Here is a 19,323-nt window from a genome sequence, read left to right on the forward strand (position 1 = left end):
CACGCCCGGAGCAACCGACCGCAGGAGGCAGGTAGCCGTGGCCAACACCAATCCCGAAACCGGTCCCGAAGAGACCCCGGGCAATCCCGAGAACGCAGCCGAAGCCACCCGTGAGACGTCGGGTCACAGCATCGACGGCGATACCCCGCCCGCCGAGGGCGCCAGCCCCGAGCCCACCAACAACGAGCTCGACGTGGACCGGCGTGGCGCGGGGGTCATGAACAAGGTCTGGCTGGTGGCCCTGCTGGTACTGGTCCTCGTCTTCGTGGTCTTCTGGATCATCGGCTCGATCGCCGGACTGTTCTGACCGGCACTCAGCCGTCCAGGAAGAGGTCCCGCTCCAGGGTCTCCGCCGGGCCACCGTAGACCGAGAGATCGATGATCCCGGCCTCGGCGAGCACCTCGTCATCCAGGAAGAAGTTCCCGGAGCACTCCACCGGATCCCGCGTGAGGATCTCCCAGGCGGCATCGGCCATGATCTCCGGGGTGCGGGACCGGGCGGCCATCTCTTCACCGCCGAGCAGGTTGCGCACGGCGGCCGTGGCGATAGTGGTCCGGGGCCATAGGCTGTTCGCGGCGATAGCCTGCCCGCGCAACTCTTCGGCCAGCCCGAGGGTCACCAGGGACATCCCATATTTGGCGATCGTGTAGCCCAGGTGCCGCCCCGCCCACTGGGGGTTGAGGTTCAACGGCGGGCTCAACGTCAGGATGTGCGCGGCCCGGGACTTTGTCAGCCAGGGCAGCGCCGTCTTGGCCAGCAGGAACGAGCCCCGGGTGTTGATGTCCTGCATCAGGTCGTACTTCTTCATCGGCAGCTCGGCGGTGCCGGACAGGTCAATGGCGCTGGCATTGTTGACCACCACGTCAATCCCGCCGAAGCGCTCTGCCGTCTGCGCCACCGCGTCGGCGACCGAGCCGTCGTCGCGCACATCCCCGACAATGGCCAGGGCGCGCCCGCCAGCCTCTTCGATGGCGGCCGCTGCCGTGTGGACGGTGCCCTCGAGCTTCGGGTGCGGCTCGGCGGTCTTGGCCAGCAGGGCCACGTTCGCCCCGTCCCGGGCGGCCCGCAGGGCGATGGCCAGGCCGATGCCCCGGCTGCCGCCGGATATCAGCAGGGTGCGGCCGGCCAGGGACCGTTCGGAGTCGGGTCGGGCGGTGTTCTCGGTCATGGGGTGGCCTCCAGTTTGGATGTCAGGCGAGTCAGGAGAAGGGCGAGAAGTCCGGGGAGCGCCGCTCTGCGAAGGCAGCGAAGGCCTCGCGGGCCTCCGGACCGGCCAGGCGGTCGGTGAACTCGGCGACCTCGCGGTCCATCACCCGCGTCAGCGCCGCCGCGTCCCGCATGAGGCGCTTGGTGGCGGTGAGCGAGCCCGCCGGCTTGGCGGCGAGCGCTTCGGCAACCTGCCGCGCCGTGTCCTGCAACGACTCTGCCGGGACCACCCGGTTCGCCAGGCCGGTGGCCACGGCGTCCTCGGCGGCCAACGGCTCGGCGAGCGCGAACATCGCGAAGGCCCGCACGTGGCCGATGCGCTGGGGCAACAGCAGGGTGGACGCGGCCTCCGGCACGAGCGCCAAGTCCACGAAAGGGGTGATCAGTTGGGCCCCCTCCGCCAGCACCACGTAGTCCGCGTGCAGCAGCATGGTGGTCCCCACGCCCACGGCCTTGCCCTGCACCGCGGCGACGATCGGCGTGGTGCAGGCCGCCAACGCGTGCAGGAACCGCCACACGTTCATCTGTCCGGTGATGGCCGACGCCGGCCCGCCCGGCTCGGTGGGCTCAGTCGACTCGGTCGTGGCGGCCCCGGAGGGCTCGGGGGCTGTCTGGTCGGCAGAGGCGCCGGCGATCTGCTCGGCCAGGCGGCTGAAGTCTGCGATGTCATTGCCGGCACTGAAGAGGTCGCCCTCCGCGCGGAGCAGGACCACCCGGACGTCCGGGTCTGACTCCGCTCGTTCGATAGCGTTGGCGAGCAGGCCGTACATGGGGTCCGTCAGCGCGTTCTTCTTCGCGGGGCGGTTGAGCGTGATGGTGAGGATGGCGTCCTGCAGCTCGACGACGACGTCCTGGGTGGTCTCGTGGCCGGTGTGTTGCATCGGGTCCTGGGCCATGGGCGCGGCTCCTTCAGGGCTGGAGGTCCTCTATCGGCACGGGCCGGCGGTCCCACCGCCGGGCACGTGTCCTTCGATCATGGCACGGACGGTCTAGGCCGGGCACTGCGCCGAGGCACCCCGCTGACCCCTGACGAGGCCCGTTGCCCCGAGTCGCCTCGGTCCAGGGCGCTCTGCTGTGACTACCATGACCCATGCAGAACTTCCTGGACACCCTCGCCGGCCACGTCCTCTGGTTCAATGACCGCTACTGGTATCTGGTCATCGCGCTTCTGGTCATCGCCGGCATCTACTTCTCCATCCGGACCTTCGCCGTCCAGATCCGCTTTCTTCCGGAGATGTTCCGTTCGGTCGTGGAACGGCCTGGTGGAGACGATGCTGAGCAGGGTGTCTCGGCCTTCCGTGCATTCACGGTGTCCGCGGCCTCCCGGGTCGGAACCGGCAATATCGCCGGCGTCGCGTTGGCGATCAGCGTCGGCGGCCCCGGTGCCGTGTTCTGGATGTGGCTCCTGGCCGTGATGGGCGGGGCCACCGCCTTCGTGGAATCGTCCCTGGCCCAGCTCTACAAGGTGCGCGGCAAGGACGGCTTCGTCGGTGGGCCGGCGTACTACATCCGCTACGCATTGCGTCAGCCCTGGCTGGCCACGTTGTTCGCCGTCATCATCACCGTCACCTACGGTTTCGTCTTCAATGCCGTCCAGTCGAACTCCATCAGTGACTCCGTGCAGGCCAACGTGGGCGAATCCACCACGGTCGCCGTGGTGACCGGAGCAGTCGTCGCCGTGTTGACCGCCGCTGTCATCTTCGGCGGCATCCGTCGGCTCTCCTCGGTGACCAAAGTGATCGTGCCGGTCATGGCGGTGAGCTACATCGTGATCGCCCTGATCGTGGTGCTGATCAACATCACCGAGGTCCCCGCCATGATCGCCCTCATCGTCGGCCATGCCCTGGGATTCGAACAGGTCACGGGCGCTGCCTTCGGCGCCGCCCTGATGCAGGGCATGCGCCGCGGCCTCTTCTCGAATGAGGCCGGCATGGGTTCGGTACCCAACGCGGCGGCCACGGCAGCGGTATCCCACCCGGTGAAGCAGGGTCTGACCCAGTCACTGGGCGTGTACTTCGACACGATCATCGTCTGCTCGGCCACCGCCTTCATCATCCTGCTGTCGAACCCGAGCTTCGGGTCCGAGAATGTGGAAGGTGTGTCCCTCACCCAATCGGCACTGGAAGCCCAACTGGGGGGTTGGGTCGGCCCGTTCCTGACGGTGGTGATCTTCTTCCTGGCCTGGTCGTCGATCCTCGGCAACTACTTCTACGGCCAGTCCAATATCGAGTACCTGGCGGGCGAACGTGCTCGACCCTGGATCCTCGCCTACCGCCTCCTGGTGGTGCTGTGCGTCTTCGGCGGCGCCTTGGGTTCGGTCGCCCTGATCTGGAACGTGGCAGACCTCTTCATGGGATTCATGGCCACCATCAACCTGATCGCGATCATCCCGCTGGGCGGATTGGCCGTGAAGATGCTCAAGGACTACGAACGGCAACGGGCCCTGGGACTCAACCCCGTCTTCCGTGCCTCCAGCCTTCCCGAGGCACGTGGCGTGAGCCTGTGGCGCGAAGGCGAGACCGAGGCCATGCAATTGGTCTCCAAGAGCGACTGACCAGGACCGCGGCAGGCGTCCGCGAAGGACAGCCCGGCCGTCGTCGCCGACTGGGGTGGACTCTCCGGAGCCGCTGAATAGCGACAGGCCTTCCTCGTCCGGCGGTGCCGGCTCAGACTCTTCCGACGCCTCCGAGCCGCGGCACGGCCTCATCGTCGTGGAAGCCCCGGTCCCGTGCGCGGCCGCGGGCTTCGAGCACGCGGAGGGTGGCGGCCGGCAACAACGTGACACCGGAGAGGATCGTCCGCGGGGCCGGAACCATGCTGCGGTGGTCCAGATCATGCTTGAGCGCAGCATGGTCGGCCGAGGTGTCGATACCGTCGGCGGCCAGCAGGCCGGGCAACGTGGAGGCGAAACGCAGGCGTCCGGCCCCGGTGCTCAGGTACAGCAGCCGGGTCCCCTGCCGGTCCCGGGCCAGCAGCACCTTCTCGCGAGGCGCATCCACCAGAGCCAGGGCGAAGACCCCCTGCAGGTGGTCCACGAAGTGCTCACCCCACCGGTGGTAGGCCGCGAGCACGACCTCAGCGTCCGAGCCCGACCGGAACGGGAAGCACTCGTCCAGGTCGACACGCAGGTCCGGTCCGTTGTCCAGCCGACCGTCGAACATCAGGCACCAGCCCAGCCGCTCATCGAGCATCGACTGGGCCGTGGCCCCGGCCTGCTCGCCGGTCTCAGTCGGGCGATGGCCCACCGCCACCCAACCCCAGTCACAGATGCCCGGATCCGCTGGCCCGCCCGCGTCCCTTGCCGCGTCCATGGCCTGGATCATCCTGTCCACACTGGCGGTATCGGCCCACGCCCCGCGGACGGAGACCTCGCCGGCGATGCCCATCGTCACATCCCCCGCAGGCTGGACGACACCATGAGCACGGGCAGTCCGCCGCGGGGCCGCAGGGGCCGGGCAGGCTCAGTGAGTTCAGTGAGCGCACCCATCGCACGGCAGGGGATGCTCAGGGTAGTGGTCAATGGAACAGCGATGGGCACGAAGGCCTCCTCGAGAGTCGTCCGAAGAGTTCGCGGCCGCTGCTTGACCGTTAACACGAATGGGTGACGTTTAGTGTACCAAGGATGTGATCTGGAGCACGTCACATGTGACGGAGGCGCGTGAGCCAGGGCTACGAGGCGGTGCGGTCCAGCTTGGCCAGATCCGCGGCCTCGGTGCGCGTGGTGTGCAACTCGTCGATGCCCGCCAGCGTCTTGTCCTTGGTCTCCTTGGCCGTCAGCGCTGCCACCACGGAGATCAGGCAGGCACCGCTGACCACGAGGGAGACGGCGAGCCAGTTGGTGCCCTGGGCACCGGCCACGGCCGAGGCGAGGACCGGGGTGAGGCCACCGGAGACGGCGAAGCCGATCTGGGTGCCCATGGCCAGGCCGGTGACGCGGACCCGGGTGGGGAACATCTCGGCGTAGAACGAGGGCCAGATGCCGTTCGAGAGCGAGTAGAGACAGCCGGAGAGGATGGCGCCGTAGACGAAGATCAGAGTCCAGTCCCCCGCCGCGACGGCCCCCAGATAGGGGGACATCATCACCGCGGGTCCCACCACGCCGGCGATGAAGACCGGCTTCCGGCCGATCTTGTCCGCCAGCAGTGCGCCCAATGGGATGGCCGCCAGGGCCACGGCATTGGCCACCACGGCGACCAGCAGCATGGTCGACCGGTCCAGGCCCACCACCGAGGTGGCGAAGGAGAGCGACCAGACCAGGAACACCACGTTGACGGTGTTGATCATGGCCGCGCAGGCGATCCGGAGCACGGCCGTCTTGTGGTACTTGACCATCAGCCCCAGCGGGGTGGCCGGCTTCTCCCCCGGCAGGTGCGCCTTGGCCTTCTCGAAGGCCGGCGGTTCCTCCAGCCGGCGCCGGATCAGCCAGGCGACGACCACCACCACGGCAGAGAGCCAGAACGGGACGCGCCAGCCCCAGGAGAACAACTGTTCCTCGGTGAGCAGGGAGGTGAAGGGAATGAACACGGCCGTGGCCAGCAGGGTGCCGAACTGCGTGCCTTGCAGCGTCCAGCTGGTGGTGAAGGCACGATGGTTCTCCTCGGCGTGCTCCAGGGACACCGAGATGGCGCTGGCCTGCTCCCCCGAGGCGGACAGCCCTTGGATGACCCGGCACAGCACTAGCAGGGCCGGTGCCAGGAGCCCGACCTGCTCGTAGGTCGGCAGGCAGCCGACGGCAAAGGTGGCCCCGCCCATCATGAACAGGGTCAGCATGAGCACGAACTTCCGGCCCATCCGGTCCCCGAGTGGCCCCATGACGAGCGCGCCCAGGGGCCGCACCACGTAGGCCACCCCCACGGTGCCCATGGATAGCAGAATCGCGACTCCCGGTGAGGCGTCCTCCGGGAAGAACAGGTGGTTCAGCACCAGGGCCGCGGCCGTGCCATAGACGGCGAAGTCGTAGTACTCCAGAGCGGAGCCGATCCACGCGGCCAGCGCCGCCTTCTTCGGGGTCTTGCCGTGGGTGGGGGCCGGTGCACCGGCCGTTCCGGCCGCCCCGGCTGATGCGGACTGTTCGGACATGACGGGCTCCCTCCGAGGGTGGTCCTCGATCGTAGGGCCGGACCCGGCCGGGTGTACCACGCAGCCGTGCGGCAGGTTCCGGCGCCGGTTCAGCCGGGGGCCTTCAGACCCGCACCTCAACCGCCATGACGACGCCGGCCGGCCCGTTCGGCTGGCTCCGCCCGCCGCTCCGCCGCCACCCGGAACACCACAGCCGCAATCAGCACCACGGCCGCCGCGACTCCCGCTGCCACCGCGGTGCCGGTCGATTCCAGCCCGCCGTCCAGGCGGCCCACGGTGATCCAGGCGAGTCCCCAGGTCAGAGCCAGGGCGGGTGCGATCTTCCCGCCGCTGCGCCAGGCGGTGGCCACCCCGATGATCGCGGCGACGGCCAGCACCACCGAGGACAGCACCGTGACCGGCAGCCCGAAGCCGTCGAAGCCGGCGGCACCCAGCACGGCGGAAGTGTTCGCCACGGTGGCGATGGTGACCCAGCCCAGGTACAGGCCGAAGGTCCCGTCCGTGATCAGGGCATCAGCCCTGCCCTCCGACGCGGTACGGACAAGCAGCATCAGGATGCGGCCGAGCATGGCGAGCAACGCCACGATCACCACCAGGCTCAGGTTCAGCCAGCCGAACTGCACTACCCAGATCCACGCGGCGTTGAGCAGCATCGCGGCCACGGCCCACGGCCGCAGCAGCCGCTGCCGATCGGACCGGCGCTGGGCGGGCAGTAACTGCCAGACGGAGTAGGCGAGCAGCCCCAGGTAGATCACGGACCAGATCCGGAAGGCGCCGGAGGCCGGCGCCAGCGGCGTGGAGTCCTCATTCAGCCACCCACCGGCCGCCTCGGCGATCGGCGTGCCGCCGAGTACCCCGCTGCCGAGGAACGCCCCGGCGGTGGCGACGATCCCGCTGACGAGCACCAGCAACGGAATCGCAAGTCCGGTGGTCCGTGGGGCAGTGGCATCCATGGGTCTCTCCTCGGGTGGCAGGTCAGTCCTCGTGCATGTGATTCGAGCTAGGGCGTGTCTCCCTTATCTGTGGTGAGGCTCGCGGCAGTCTGGTCGGGTGAGGTCAACGGGGTCGCGGTATCAGGTATTCACGGACGAGCAGTGGGAGCGGATCGAGCCGTTGCTGCCCTCGAACCAGGGCCGGCGGGGCCACCCGTTCGGTGATCACCGCCGGGTGGTGGAGGGCATCGCCTACCGGTACCGGACCGGGATCCCGTGGCGGGACCTGCCCCGGGAGCAGTTCGGCCCCTGGCAGACGGTGTGGAAGCGGCACCGCCGCTACGCCGCGGACGGCACCTGGGACCGGGTCCTGACCCACGTGCTGGCCGAGGCCGACGCGGCAGAGATGATCGACTGGTCGGTCTCGGTCGATGCCACCATCGCCCGTGCCCACCAGCACGCCACGAACACCACCCGCCCGGACCAGGACACAGGGGGCCGGGGCGAATCACAAGAAACTGCCACTGACCGAGGTTGAACCGCCCGGCCACGGCATCGGCCGCTCCCGCGGCGGACTGACCACCAAGATCCACCAAGTGGTCGACGGGCGGGGCCGGCCGCTGGCCGCGGTCATCACCGGTGGCCAGCGCAACGACGGGGCAATGCTCGCCCAGGTGCTGGCCGAAATCCACGTCCCGCGGACCGGTGGCGGACGAGCACGATCCCGTCCCGAGGCGGTGATCGCGGACCGGGCCTACGCCACCGGGGTGATCCGCACCGACCTGCGACGACGAAGAATCTCCGCGGTGATCCCCGAGAAGCGCGACCAGATCGCTGCCCGCGCCAGGCGCGGGAGCCGCGGAGGACGCCCACCGGCCTTCGACGCACAGGCCTATCGCGGCCGCAACGTCGTGGAACGCTACTTCGCCCTGGCCAAACAGTGGCGCGGACTGGCCACCCGCTACGACAAGCTCGCGATCACCTACCGCGCCGCCCTCACCCTTTGCGCCATCCTCACCTGGCTACGCACATAAGGGAGACACGCCCTAACCATTTCGATCATCGAGATAAAAGGCTGGATCGGCCGGGTGACATGGCTCGACGTCACGTATCGGTGCGCGTTCGTGCGGTCAGGCGGGTTCGGTCCGGTGAGAACGGTTGGCTGCGGGATGATGGGGGCATGCGACTGTGGAGTCTCCATCCCCGTTACCTGGACCGCCAAGGACTCACCGGTGGATGGCGCGAGGCACTGCTGGCCCAGGCCGTGCTGGCCGGTCGCACCAAGGGATACCGTTCGCATCCGCAGCTCGTGCGGTTCCGTTCGCACCCGGACCCCGCCGCCGCAGTCGGTGCCTTCCTCCTCGTCACAGCGGAGGAGGCCGCCGAACGCGGCTACAACTTCGACGTGACCCGGATCGACCGACCCGGCCATCCGGCGTCGGGACTGGCGCACGACGCCGGCCGGGACCTCCCGGTGGACGGAACCTTCTCTGGTGTCCCCCGACTCCCGGTCGCCCAGATCCCGGTGACGGAAGGCCAGGTCGCCTACGAGTGGAAGCACCTCCTGGCCAAGATCGGCCAGCGGACCCCGGAACGGCTGGAAGGCCTGGTCGGCATCAGCGTGCCGCAGGTCCACCCGTTGTTCGAGGTCGTTCCGGGCGACATTGAGTCGTGGGAGCGGCTGGGCTAATCCCCATACTGTTCAATGAGGTTGTGGCGGCTTGCGGCTGTGTCCCAGTGAGTGCGTTGGTCCATGACGCGCCGGAGCCCGGCCCCGCAGGGGTCGGGCTCCCGTTCGGGTCCACGACTATGGCTTGAGGACGGCCTTGATACAGCCGTCTTGCTTCTTCTGGAACTTCTCGTACATCTCCGGGGCTTCGTCCAACGACGCGGTGTGCGTCTTGAGGTCCAGGACGCCGAGCGGATCCGAGGGGTCATCGACCAGCGGAAGGAGGTCGTCGATCCACCGTTTCACGTTGCACTGGCCCATGCGCAACTGGATCTGCTTGTCGAACATCGTGAGCATCGGCAGGGGGTCCTTCATGCCGCCGTATACGCCGCTGATCGAGATCGTCCCGCCGCGCCGGACGGCCTCGATGGCGGTGTAAAGGGCATCGAGCTTGTCCACCCCGGCCGTCTCCATCGCCTTGCGGCCCAGCGGGGACGGCAGCAGCCCTACGGCCTGGTGGGCTACCCCGGCCACGGGAGAGCCGTGGGCCTCCATCCCGACCGCGTCCACCATGGAGTCCGGGCCGCGGCCGTCGGTGAGGTCCTTCAGCTGCTCGGCCACCTCGCCGGAGGAGTCCAAGGTCTCGATGCCGTGGCGCTCGGCCATGGCCCGCCGCTCGGCGACCGGGTCCACCGCGAGTACCCGGTAGCCCAGGTGGCGGCCGATCCGGGCGGACATCTGGCCGATCGGGCCCAGGCCCAGCACGGCCAGAGAGCCGCCCTGCGGGGGCGCGGCGTACTGCACGGCCTGCCAGGCGGTGGGTACCACGTCGGAGAGGTACAGGTAGCGCTCGTCCTCACCGGTGTTCGGGACCTTGATGGGCCCGTAGTCCGCGTGCGGGACGCGCAGGTACTCGGCCTGCCCGCCGGGCACCGAGCCGTAGAGGCGGGAATAGCCCAGGAAGACTGCACCGCTGTTGTACTCCCGAACCTGGGTCGTTTCGCATTGGGACTGCAGGCCCTGCTTGCACATGAAGCAGTGGCCGCAGGAGACGTTGAAGGGAATCACCACGCGGTCCCCGGCCTTGATCTGGGTGACGGCGGAGCCGACCTCCTCCACGATCCCCATGGGCTCGTGGCCGATGATGTCGCCCTTGTCCATGAACGGGGTGAGCACCTCGTACAAGTGAAGGTCCGACCCGCAGATGGCGGTCGAGGTGATCCGCACGATCGCGTCCGTGGGTTGCTGGATGCGGGGATCCGGAACCTCCTCGACGCTCACCGAACGCTTTCCCTGCCATGTCAAAGCCTTCATCTGTCCTCCTTCTCAGGGCCGCCGCCCCACCGGGAACGGCAGCCTGCTGATCTATTCGGTCGAACCGACCCTACTACTGGGACTGCCCGATAAACGGTGTGTGGGTCCGGCAGTTTTCGTCAGTTCGTGGTTCTCTCGACCTGTCTGGCTCGGGTGATCGCGAACATGTTGCGCGCTGGCTTGGCCCCTGGTGTGATGTGCTCCTGATCTGACACCACGACCTACCGCTGAGAAGGGGTCGGCTATGCTCGGGGCCAGTGACACGGGGTGCTGGTGCCCACCTGGCGACCAGCTGAGATGAGACCCGTTGAACCTGATCCAGTTCGTACTGGCGAAGGGATGTCCGCCCGGTTGGCGTTGTCTCCGGGCCTGCGCTCCTTCGCCTCGGCCTTGAGGAGCGTCCGTGCAGATCGCAGAGCAGATTGTCCTGGTGACCGGAGGGGGTCGCGGCCTGGGCCGCAGCATCGTCGAGGCCTTCGCCGGTCAGGGGGCGCGGGTTCTCGTCAACTACCACACCAGCCGGCAGGCCGCTGAGGAGCTGGCCTCCCGGTTCGGTTCGGACCGGGCCGTGGCCCTGCCCGCCGATGTCACCGACCCGGGGCAAGTAGCCGCCTTGCTGGCTACGGGACGGGAGCACTTCGGGGCCCCGGTCACGACCGTGGTGAACAGTGCGTTGATGGGTTTCTCTTTCAACGGCGACGCCCGCCCGGGGGTGACGGAGATCGGTTGGGAGGACTTCGCCGCTCAGTTCGCCGGCAGCGTCCGGGGGGCGCTCAACACGATCCAGGCGGCCCTTCCGTACCTGCGGGAGAAGGGCTTCGGGCGGATCATCAACGTCGGCACCAACCTGTTCCAGAACCCCGTGGTGCCTTACCACGACTACACAGCGGCGAAGGCGGCCCTGCTGTCGCTCACCCGCACGACGGCCAAGGACCTGGGACGGCACGGCATCACGGTGAACATGGTCTCCGGGGGCCTGTTACGCACCACTGACGCCAGCGCGGCCACTCCCGAGGAGGTCTTCGAGGCGATCGCCGCCGGCACGCCCCTGGGTCGGGTCATCACCCCGGAGGAGTTCGCCGACACCGTCCTGTTCTTCGCCTGCCCCTGGGCCCGGTCGGTCACCGGGCAGAACCTGGTGGTCGACGGCGGACTGGTCATGGATTGAGTGGAGGACCGGCATGACGGCCATGGCCCGCGCCACGTCGCACGTGGGGCTGGTCAGCACCGTCTCGACCACGTTCTCCGAGCCGTTCCTCGCGGCCCGGATGCTGGCGTCACTGGATCACATCAGCGGCGGCCGGGTGGGCTGGGACGTGGTCACGTCCATGTTCGACGCCGAGGCCCGCAATCACGGAATGGAGGCGCTACCCGGCCACGGCCAGCGGTACGAGCGGGCCGCCGAGTTCATCGAGGTGGCGCTACGGCTGTGGGACTCCTGGGACGATGAGGCACTGGTCCTGGAACCAGATGGCATGTACGCAGACCCAGCCCTGGTCCGGCCGATCGACCACGCCGGGGAGCACTTCCGGGTGTCGGGCCCACTGACCGTGCCGCGATCATCCCAGGGCCGCCCGGTGCTGTTCCATGCCGGAGCCTCCGGGCCGGGGCGCGAACTGGCCGCCCGGTACGCCGAAGGCATCTATGCCGTCGCCTACGACCTGCCCGCCGCCCAGAGTGACTATGCGGACCTGAAGAAGCGCATCGGCTCAGCCGGACGGGACCCAGCATCGGTGGCGGTGATGCCCGGACTCGCGACCTATGTCGGCTCCACGGAGGCGGAGGCCGTGGCGAAGCAGTCCCGGGCGGACGCACTGCTGCCCGCGAAGCAGCCCCTGGCCCAGCTGGCACCTTCATCGGGCAGGACTGCACCGGTTGGCAACTGGACGCCCCGGTCCCCGAACTGCCCCCGCTCGAGCGGTTCAGCGGTCCACAGGGCCGCTACGCGACGATCCTGCGGATCGTGGAGGTCGAGGCGCCCACGGTGCGGCAGCTGCTGGGCCGTCTCGCGGCCGGCGGAGGGCACTGCACCATGGTCGGCACCCCCGAGCACATCGCCGACCAGATCGAGGAGTGGTTCCGTTGCGGTGCCGCTGACGGGTTCAACCTCATGCCACCGTGGCTACCGAACGACCTGGACGACTTCGTCGACCACGTCGTCCAGGGCTCAGTCGCGGATCAGTCCGCGCAGTTGCCGGGCCGCGACGCCGGGATCGGGGGCCTTGGTGATGGCGCGGACGACGACGATGCGGCTCGCCCCGGCATTGAGGACCTCGGGCAGCCGGTCGACGTCGATGCCACCGATGGCGAACCACGGGGTGCCCGCCGCCGCCGATCCCGCCATGAGCCCGGAAACATCCCGGACAAAACCCGGGCCGGTGGCGGAACGGCCAGGCTTGGTGGGGGTCTCCCACAGCGGTCCGGTGCAGAAGTAATCGGGCTCATCACAAACGAGGGTGTAGACGTGGCCTGAATCCGCCGGATTCCAGCAGGGACCTGGCCACATAGTTGGCGAGGTTTCGGAACCCGAGGGCGGAGCCGCGGAGGTGCTCGAGCCGGCCGTTGATGGCCTCCGTGGGGCCGTTCGAGGTGCCGGGCCGATCGAAGTAGGCCAAGATGTCCGCCGACCGCTTCTTCAACGTCCGAACCAGCACAATCAGCTCGGTGAGCTTGGTCGGCACCGCCCTGCCCAGCTTGGTGATCAGTGTCTGCATCATTGTCTTGCCCTTGGCTCTGTCCGGTTGCCGGTAAGCGGCGACCATGTGCTGGTAGAACGCCCACGTCGCCTCAACCTCCACGTGCTCATCGGCCTCGAAGACAGCCTGAATCCGGGAGTACTGCCTGTCCGTGAGTAGGTCCGCATCAGTGAGCAATGTGCGGCGGGCCTTGTAGAGCGGGTCAGTCTTCCGTCCCCGGTGGCCGTGGACCTGTTGCTGGACCCGGCGCCGGCAACGCTCGACGGCATCTCCGGCCAGCCGGACTACGTGGAAGGGATCCATGACCGCCACCGCCTCGGGACCTCATCCTCGGCGGCGGTCTTGAAGCCGGTGAACCCGTCCATGGCCACGACGTCGATGCCGTCCTGCCAGTCCTGGTCTCGTTCGGCCAGCCAGGTCTTGAACACCTTCTTCGACCGGCCTTCCACCATGTCCAGCAGCCGGGCCGGGCCGGTCCCGGCGCGCAGCGGGGTGAGGTCGATGATCACGGTGACGTATTTGTCTCCGCGCCGGGTGTGCCTCCAGACGTGCTCGTCCACGCCGATCGCCGTGACTCCGTCGAACCGGGTGGGGTCGTTGATCAGCAGGCGTTGACCCTCGGCCAGCACGGCGTCGTTGGCGGTGTTCCACCGCACAGCCAGGGACTCGGCGACCCGGGCGATGGTCAGGTGCTGCAGCACGAGCGCTTCAAGCGCCCACCGCAGTGCACGGCGTGAGAGTTTGGCCATGGGCTCGGCCGCCTTCGTGGTGTCTTGGCGCCAGACATGGGCGCAGTCCTCGCACCGGTAGCGGCGCACGGTTATCTGCAGGGTGGTGGGCCGCCAGCCCACCGGTTCGTGCGCCAGCTGCCGGATCACAGTGCCGCGTGGAGTTCCTTGGGATCCGCAGCGATGGCACCAGTCATCTGGCTCCACCACCCGGCAGGCCAGCACGGCCCGCCCGGGTTCCAGGCGTTGGCCGACGGCTACGAGGCCGAGCTCGTCGAGGCGGCAGAACTTGGTCAGGTCACAGTCGTCGAAGGTAGCGTTAGGCACGTCGAGGTCTTCCCGATGGGCAGTGTGAGAACTTCCATCATCGGAAGGCCTCGACCTCTACCCAGACATCGACGCGCCGCCACCCCCGGGGGAACCATCTACACCCCTATTTGTGATGAGCCAGTAATCGACCTCGGGATCCTCGACTGCCGCACGGGCCTGATCGAGATCATGGGTGGAACGTCCGATCAGCACCTCGGAGCCGAGTAAGGACCGTGCCTGGGCGGGGGAGAGATCGTGCTGGCCGATGTGGAAGATGTCCGCGCCGACGTGGGGCCGCCACGTCGGCCCGGTCGTTGACCGCGAACAGTTTCTCGTTTTCGCCCGCCACGTCGGCCAGCAGGTGCAGTGCGGAGATCTCCGCATCGGTGTCCAAGGTCTTGTCCCGCAACTGGATGATGTCGACCCCACCGGCGAACGCGGCCTTCAGGACATCCTCGAGGTCACCCTGTTGCTGGCGGGCGTCGGTGCATAGGTAGAGCCGGGCGTCGGCGAGCCTTTCGGCGCGGGCACGGCGCGAGTTGCGGTCTGCTGGTACGGGGAACGCGGGGGTATGGTGGGTCACACGCTGGTGATAGTCAGCGGGTTCTGCGGGAGCCCCTCGGGGGCTGAGAAGGCTTGAGCGCCGACCGCCACACCTGATGCGGGTCATGCCGCCGGAGGAAAGGACGTGCCGGTGAATTCTGTGCATCCTGGTGTCGGGACTAGAGCGGTCGACGTCGCCGTCGTGGGCGCCGGGCTGGTTGGCTTGGCCACCGCTTGGGAGTTGCGCCGCCGCGGTCGCTCCGTCGCGTTGATCGACCCAGACCCGGGGGCGGGGGCGTCGCGGGCGGCGGCCGGCATGCTGGCTCCGGTCAGCGAAGTCCAGTACCAGCAGGAGTCCTTGTACCCGCTGATGGGCGCTTCGGCTGCCGAATACCCGGGCTTCGCTGCTTCCGTCGAGCAGGCTGCCGGAGCATCCGTGGGGTACCGGGCCACCGAGACCCTGGTCTGCGGAGTCGACTCCTCCGACCGGCAGGCACTGGCTGACCTTCGCCAATTGCAACTGAGCCATGGCATGGCGGTGGAACCGCTGACCCTCCGCGCGGCCCGTTCCCTGGAACCGGCCCTGACCCCGCGTCTGTCCGCGGCGTTCCGCATCCCCACCGACCACCAGATCGACCCGCGCCGACTGGTGACCGGGTTGCTGGCGGCCCTGGTCGAGCGAGACGTGACCGGGGTGCTCCTCGCCGGTGACGTGGATGGTGGGCCAGTGCGCCTTCTCCGCGTGCAGGCCAGGGCACTGTTGTGGGACGGGCAGGGCGTGGTCACCGGTGTCGTACTGACGGACGGTCAGGATGTGGTTGCTGACGAGACGATCCTGGCCCTGGGTATGGGTACCGGTGCACTGGATGGCCTGCCTGACACCTGTCGGTTGCCGCTTCGTCCGGTACATGGAGACATCCTTCGCGCCCGGCTCCCCGCTGGCCCGCAGCGACTGATCGAGCGCACCGTTCGTGGCCTGGTCCACGGGGTGCCGGTCTACCTCGTGCCGCGCGTCGACGGCACGATCGTGATCGGTGCCACGTCTCGCGAGGACGACCTGGGTGGCGTCAGCGCCGGCGGGGTGTTTCGCCTGTTGCGCGACGCCCAGGCCCTCGTGCCGGGCGTTGCCGACCTGGAGCTCAGGGAGGTCATGGCCCGCGCCCGCCCCGGTACCCCCGACGACGCGCCCTACCTCGGCCGCATCCGCACGCCCGACGGCGAACCCGTGCCCGGCCTGGTGGTCTCCACCGGTCATTTCCGCCACGGGGTGCTGCTCACCCCACTGGCCGCTCGCCTTGCCGCCCAGCTGGTCACCGATCAGGCGGGGACCGATCCGGACGCCGACGCCGCGCACCTGACCACTACCGACCCCCACCGCTTCGACCCCTCGGGCCTCGCTCGGCGCACGGTCGCCGCCCAAGCTTCCGCCCCCGAGAACAGGAGGACCTGATGACCGCCATCACCCTCAACGGCACCCCGCATGCCGTGCCCGAGGACACGACCATCGTCGACCTCGTCGCCGAGGCCATCAGCCGGCCCCTGGGCCCCGACGGCCGCCCGCTGGACGGGGGCCGCCTGGGCATGGCCGTGGCCGTGGACGCCATCGTCCTCCCTCGCAGCCGCTGGTACCGCACGCCCGTCGTCGAGGGCCAGAGCATCGAGATCATCACCGCCGTCCAAGGAGGCTGAAACATGACCACGCCGCACCCGGACCCGCTGCTCCTCGACGGTGCGGAGTTCTCCTCCCGACTGATCATGGGCACCGGGGGTCTGAGCTCCCTGCACACCCTGGAGCAGGCCCTTCTCGCCTCCGGGACCGAGTTGACCACCGTGGCCCTGCGCCGCTACGCGCCCGGCCAGGGGGACACGCTGTTCTCCCTGCTCGAGCGCAACGGCATCCGGATCCTGCCCAACACCGCCGGGTGCTACACCGCCCGCGACGCCCTATTGACCGCCGAATTGGGCCGGGAGGCGCTGGAGACCGACTGGGTCAAACTCGAAGTCATCGCCGACGAGGACACGCTGCTGCCCGACGTCGTCGAACTGCTGGACGCCACCGAGCAGCTGGTGGCCCGCGGCTTCAAGGTCTTCGCCTACACCTCCGACGACCCGGCCGTCGCCCACCGCCTAGAGGACCTCGGCGCCGCCGCCGTCATGCCCTTGGGCGCACCCATCGGCACCGGGCTCGGCATCCTCAACCCGCACAACATCGAGCTCATCACCTCCCGCGCCGACGTGCCCGTGGTCCTCGACGCGGGCATCGGCACCGCCTCCGAGGCCGCCCTGGCCATGGAACTGGGCTGCGACGCCGTGCTGCTGGCCAGCGCGGTGACCCGGGCCCAGGATCCCGTGGCCATGGCCACTGCCATGCGCCACGCCGTGGCCGCCGGACGGCTGGCCGCTGGTGCCGGTCGCATCCCCGCGCGCCGCCACGCCGTGGCCTCCTCACCCATGACCGGATTGGTCGACACCGACGACCCGGAGGACGTGCCGCGCGGAGACTGGGCACCCGTCCGGGAGGGCCGATGAGCTCGCTGCCCCCGCTCGTGGAACCCGGCCCCGAGCTGACCCTGGAGGAGATCGGGCGCTATGCCCGCCACCTGTCCCTGCCCCAGGTCGGGGCCATCGGACAGCGGCGACTCAAGAACGCCCGGGTCCTGGTCATCGGGGCCGGCGGTCTGGGCGCCCCGGCCCTGCAGTATCTGGCCGCCGCCGGGGTCGGAACCCTGGCGATCGTCGACGACGACGTGGTGGCGGTCTCCAACCTGCAACGCCAAGTAATCCACACGGTTGCCGACCTCGGTCGGCCCAAGACGGACTCCGCCGCCGACGCGGTGGCCCGGCTCAACCCCCTGGTGGAGGTGCGGACCCACGCGGTCCGACTCACCGCGGACAATGCCGTGAACCTGGTGGGCCAGTACGACCTGGTACTGGACGGCGCGGACAACTTCACCACCCGGTACCTGGTCAGCGACGCCGCGACGTTGACCGGCCGACCGTGCGTGTGGGGCTCGATCCTGCGCTTCCAGGGGCAGGTCAGCGTCTTCTGGGCCGGGCACGGACCCACCTACCGGGACCTCTACCCCGAGGCTCCACCGCCCGGGAAGGTGCCCAGCTGCGCTGAGGGCGGGGTGGTGGGGGTGCTTCCGGCCACGATCGGCTCCATCATGGCCACCGAGGCCATCAAGCTCATCACCGGCATCGGGGATCCCCTGGTCGGACGGGTCCTGGTGCACGACGCCCTGGAGATGACCTGGCGGGAACTCCGTCTGGACCCGGACCCAGACGCGGTCCCGGTCACAGCTGTGAACGACCTTGACCTCAACTGCGCCGTACCGGGCGATGCCGCGGTCGCCCCGCACGAGACGCTGACCGCCCCCGAGCTGGCGGGCCTGCTCGAGCGCCGGAATCGCGGGGAGGCTGCCTTCACCCTGGTGGATGTCCGCGAGGACTGGGAACGCGAGCTGGTGAGCATACCGGGCGCACGGCCCGTTCCGCTGCAGGAGCTGCTCGACCGCCGAGAAGCCGCGCTGCCAGCGGAGACCCGCGGCGCCGACCTCGTGCTGCACTGCAAGGCCGGGACCCGCTCCGCCACCGCCCTGGCCACGCTGCGCCCGTACTTCGCAGGGCGGGAGGAGAACATCCGCCACCTCGAGGGCGGGGTACTGGCCTGGGTGGCGCAGGTCGAACCGGAGAAACCTGCCTACTGAGCCAGCCCGACGCCACGAAGTCCACAGGTCCACCGAATGCAAGCGAGAGGAACACCGCGGATGTCCGTGCCTGAAGACTCCGTACCTTCTGATACCGGCCCGGCAGAGGTCCGACCCACGCCGGCAGAACTGGGTGGGGGGCAGTGAACTCGTGAGCAGACCACCGGTCGCCCTGACGATCGCCGGCTCGGACCCTTCCGGCGGGGCTGGCATCCAGGCCGATCTCAAGACGTTCTCGGCGTTGGGCGTCTATGGCACCGCCGTGATCACCGCGCTGACTGCCCAGTCCACCCAGGGCGTGACCGGCGTGCACGCCGTCCCCCCGGAGTTCGTCCGCGCCCAGCTCGACACCCTTCTGGCGGACATACCCGTGGACGCCACCAAGATCGGGATGCTCGCCGGCGCCCCGACCGTGCGCACCGTGGCGGACTTCCTGCGCGAGCTGGCCGAAGGACAGGGTCCGGCCGTGGTTCTGGACCCGGTGATGGTCTCCACCAGCGGCTCGCGCCTCCTGGCCGACGACGCCGTGGCTGCCATCCGCGAGATGTTGCCCTACAGCTCTGTCATCACCCCCAACATCCCCGAGGCCGCGGTCCTGCTCGACCAGGCAGAGGCCACCGACATGGAAGGCATGCGCACCCAGGCCCGGGCCCTGCTCGACATCGGCGCCCGGCGGGTGCTCCTGAAGGGCGGGCATCTGGCTGGTGGGCATGCCACCGACCTGTGGCTCGACGCCGACGGAGAGCACCTGTTCACCGGGCCGCGGGTGCCGACGGCCAATACCCACGGCACCGGCTGCTCGCTGTCCTCGGCCATGGCCGCCCTGGTACCGCGCTGCGCGTCATGGCCGCAGACGGTAGACCGGGCAAAGTCTTGGCTGACCGGGGCCCTGCGGGCCGCGGACTCCCTCGAGATCGGCCAGGGCCCCGGACCCGTCCACCACTTCTACGATCTCTGGAAGTCGCCATGATCCAGACCGGCACATGATCCACCAGCGGATCGCCAGTCGGAAGAGGCGATCGTGATCTGATCGAACGGTATTGGGGCTAATCCGCCGGGCCGCATCGTGCGGAAGCCACTGCTCAGACACCACCGGTCGATCGCCTGGGTCCGGCCGATCGCTTCCCAGACACCCG

At 69.0% G+C, this 19,323-nt stretch carries 20 protein-coding genes, 2 pseudogenes and 2 riboswitches; of the genes and pseudogenes, 11 read left to right on the forward strand and 11 right to left on the reverse strand.

The features are described from left to right. Positions 1–37 precede the first annotated feature (37 nt). Positions 38–307 carry a DUF6480 family protein gene (locus C8E99_RS10415; RefSeq protein WP_115932235.1) on the forward strand — a complete coding sequence of 90 codons (270 nt, stop codon included), beginning with the start codon at positions 38–40 and terminating at the stop codon, positions 305–307. Positions 308–314: 7 nt separating this feature from the next. Here C8E99_RS10415 and C8E99_RS10420 read toward each other — a convergent pair whose 3' ends face one another. Further along, complete coding sequence (locus tag C8E99_RS10420; RefSeq protein ID WP_115932236.1) at positions 315–1,169, reverse strand: SDR family oxidoreductase; 855 nt, start codon at positions 1,167–1,169, stop codon at positions 315–317. Between the two features lie 31 nt (positions 1,170–1,200). Next, positions 1,201–2,103, reverse strand: coding sequence for an enoyl-CoA hydratase-related protein (locus tag C8E99_RS10425; RefSeq protein WP_211309025.1), 903 nt, complete (start codon positions 2,101–2,103; stop codon positions 1,201–1,203). 206 nt (positions 2,104–2,309) lie between these two features. Here C8E99_RS10425 and C8E99_RS10430 point away from each other — a divergent pair, with 206 nt between their 5' ends. After that, on the forward strand, positions 2,310–3,761 hold the full coding sequence (locus C8E99_RS10430; protein ID WP_425452926.1) for an alanine/glycine:cation symporter family protein: 1,452 nt from the start codon (positions 2,310–2,312) through the stop codon (positions 3,759–3,761). A gap of 112 nt (positions 3,762–3,873) precedes the next feature. On the opposite strand, the gene C8E99_RS10435 is transcribed toward C8E99_RS10430, so the two are convergent. From C8E99_RS10435 to C8E99_RS10445, 3 genes are all read right to left on the reverse strand, one after another. After that, the gene (locus C8E99_RS10435) at positions 3,874–4,593 is read right to left on the reverse strand and encodes a class II glutamine amidotransferase domain-containing protein (RefSeq protein ID WP_115932238.1); all 720 of its coding nucleotides are present in this window, start codon (positions 4,591–4,593) and stop codon (positions 3,874–3,876) included. A gap of 283 nt (positions 4,594–4,876) precedes the next feature. After that, the gene (locus tag C8E99_RS10440) at positions 4,877–6,286 is read right to left on the reverse strand and encodes an MFS transporter (RefSeq protein WP_115932239.1); all 1,410 of its coding nucleotides are present in this window, start codon (positions 6,284–6,286) and stop codon (positions 4,877–4,879) included. A 116-nt stretch (positions 6,287–6,402) separates the two neighbouring features. Then, a complete protein-coding gene (locus C8E99_RS10445; protein ID WP_115932240.1) occupies positions 6,403–7,239 on the reverse strand; it encodes a tryptophan-rich sensory protein in 837 nt (278 codons plus the stop codon). 97 nt (positions 7,240–7,336) lie between these two features. Between C8E99_RS10445 and C8E99_RS10450 the strand changes: the two genes are divergently transcribed. Next, positions 7,337–8,252, forward strand: a protein-coding gene (locus C8E99_RS10450) for an IS5 family transposase (protein ID WP_211309026.1) whose coding sequence is annotated in 2 segments (ribosomal slippage) — positions 7,337–7,711 and positions 7,713–8,252 — 915 coding nt in all. Because the reading frame shifts where the segments join, the coding sequence is not laid out codon by codon here. Positions 8,253–8,398: 146 nt separating this feature from the next. Next, positions 8,399–8,908 carry a pyrimidine dimer DNA glycosylase/endonuclease V gene (locus C8E99_RS10455; protein ID WP_115932241.1) on the forward strand — a complete coding sequence of 170 codons (510 nt, stop codon included), beginning with the start codon at positions 8,399–8,401 and terminating at the stop codon, positions 8,906–8,908. A gap of 117 nt (positions 8,909–9,025) precedes the next feature. On the opposite strand, the gene C8E99_RS10460 is transcribed toward C8E99_RS10455, so the two are convergent. After that, positions 9,026–10,201: a zinc-dependent alcohol dehydrogenase gene (locus C8E99_RS10460; RefSeq protein WP_115932242.1), complete on the reverse strand. Its 1,176-nt coding sequence runs from the start codon at positions 10,199–10,201 to the stop codon at positions 9,026–9,028. A 253-nt stretch (positions 10,202–10,454) separates the two neighbouring features. Then, a riboswitch (TPP riboswitch) is annotated at positions 10,455–10,558 on the forward strand. A 46-nt stretch (positions 10,559–10,604) separates the two neighbouring features. Here C8E99_RS10460 and C8E99_RS10465 point away from each other — a divergent pair. Both C8E99_RS10465 and C8E99_RS16375 read left to right on the forward strand, forming a co-directional pair. Further along, positions 10,605–11,369 (forward strand): 3-oxoacyl-ACP reductase, encoded by a 765-nt coding sequence (locus C8E99_RS10465; protein ID WP_115932243.1) that lies wholly within the window; start codon positions 10,605–10,607, stop codon positions 11,367–11,369. A gap of 22 nt (positions 11,370–11,391) precedes the next feature. Then, a pseudogene (locus C8E99_RS16375) lies at positions 11,392–12,003 on the forward strand (NtaA/DmoA family FMN-dependent monooxygenase); the annotation flags it as partial. On the opposite strand, the gene C8E99_RS16380 reads toward C8E99_RS16375, so the two are convergent. The 5 genes and pseudogenes from C8E99_RS16380 to C8E99_RS10485 all read right to left on the reverse strand — a co-directional run bounded on the left by C8E99_RS16380 (position 11,961) and on the right by C8E99_RS10485 (position 14,517). Then, positions 11,961–12,227 (reverse strand): hypothetical protein, encoded by a 267-nt coding sequence (locus C8E99_RS16380; protein WP_342767587.1) that lies wholly within the window; start codon positions 12,225–12,227, stop codon positions 11,961–11,963. The pseudogene C8E99_RS16375 and the gene C8E99_RS16380 overlap by 43 nt on opposite strands. 141 nt (positions 12,228–12,368) lie before the next feature. Then, entirely contained in the window at positions 12,369–12,707 is a 339-nt protein-coding gene (locus C8E99_RS10475) for a thiamine phosphate synthase (RefSeq protein ID WP_115933404.1), read from the reverse strand. Further along, positions 12,646–13,952 (reverse strand): annotated as a pseudogene (locus C8E99_RS10480) (ISL3 family transposase). The gene C8E99_RS10475 and the pseudogene C8E99_RS10480 overlap by 62 nt, the downstream one beginning before the upstream one ends. A 57-nt stretch (positions 13,953–14,009) precedes the next feature. Further along, positions 14,010–14,210 carry a thiamine phosphate synthase gene (locus C8E99_RS16225; RefSeq protein ID WP_245952471.1) on the reverse strand — a complete coding sequence of 67 codons (201 nt, stop codon included), beginning with the start codon at positions 14,208–14,210 and terminating at the stop codon, positions 14,010–14,012. Beyond that, a complete protein-coding gene (locus C8E99_RS10485; RefSeq protein ID WP_245952253.1) occupies positions 14,122–14,517 on the reverse strand; it encodes a thiamine phosphate synthase in 396 nt (131 codons plus the stop codon). Before C8E99_RS10485 ends, C8E99_RS16225 begins: the two co-directional genes overlap by 89 nt. 15 nt (positions 14,518–14,532) lie before the next feature. Next, positions 14,533–14,634: riboswitch (TPP riboswitch) on the forward strand. On the opposite strand from C8E99_RS10485, the gene thiO reads away from it, so the two are divergent. The 5 genes from thiO to thiD all read left to right on the forward strand — a co-directional run bounded on the left by thiO (position 14,629) and on the right by thiD (position 19,157). Beyond that, positions 14,629–15,927: a glycine oxidase ThiO gene (gene thiO / locus C8E99_RS10490; protein WP_115933405.1), complete on the forward strand. Its 1,299-nt coding sequence runs from the start codon at positions 14,629–14,631 to the stop codon at positions 15,925–15,927. It overlaps the preceding riboswitch by 6 nt. Continuing rightward, positions 15,927–16,166: a sulfur carrier protein ThiS gene (gene thiS / locus C8E99_RS10495; RefSeq protein WP_115932244.1), complete on the forward strand. Its 240-nt coding sequence runs from the start codon at positions 15,927–15,929 to the stop codon at positions 16,164–16,166. The genes thiO and thiS overlap by 1 nt, the downstream gene beginning before the upstream one ends. A 3-nt stretch (positions 16,167–16,169) precedes the next feature. Next, positions 16,170–17,006 carry a thiazole synthase gene (locus C8E99_RS10500; protein ID WP_115932245.1) on the forward strand — a complete coding sequence of 279 codons (837 nt, stop codon included), beginning with the start codon at positions 16,170–16,172 and terminating at the stop codon, positions 17,004–17,006. After that, positions 17,003–18,187, forward strand: coding sequence for a molybdopterin-synthase adenylyltransferase MoeB (moeB, locus tag C8E99_RS10505; RefSeq protein WP_115932246.1), 1,185 nt, complete (start codon positions 17,003–17,005; stop codon positions 18,185–18,187). The genes C8E99_RS10500 and moeB overlap by 4 nt, the downstream gene beginning before the upstream one ends. Before the next feature lie 151 nt (positions 18,188–18,338). Beyond that, positions 18,339–19,157, forward strand: coding sequence for a bifunctional hydroxymethylpyrimidine kinase/phosphomethylpyrimidine kinase (gene thiD, locus C8E99_RS10510; protein WP_245952254.1), 819 nt, complete (start codon positions 18,339–18,341; stop codon positions 19,155–19,157). The last annotated feature ends 166 nt before the right edge of the window (positions 19,158–19,323 follow it).

The sequence above is a fragment of the Citricoccus muralis genome, from assembly GCF_003386075.1.
GTDB classification, from domain to species: domain Bacteria; phylum Actinomycetota; class Actinomycetes; order Actinomycetales; family Micrococcaceae; genus Citricoccus; species Citricoccus muralis.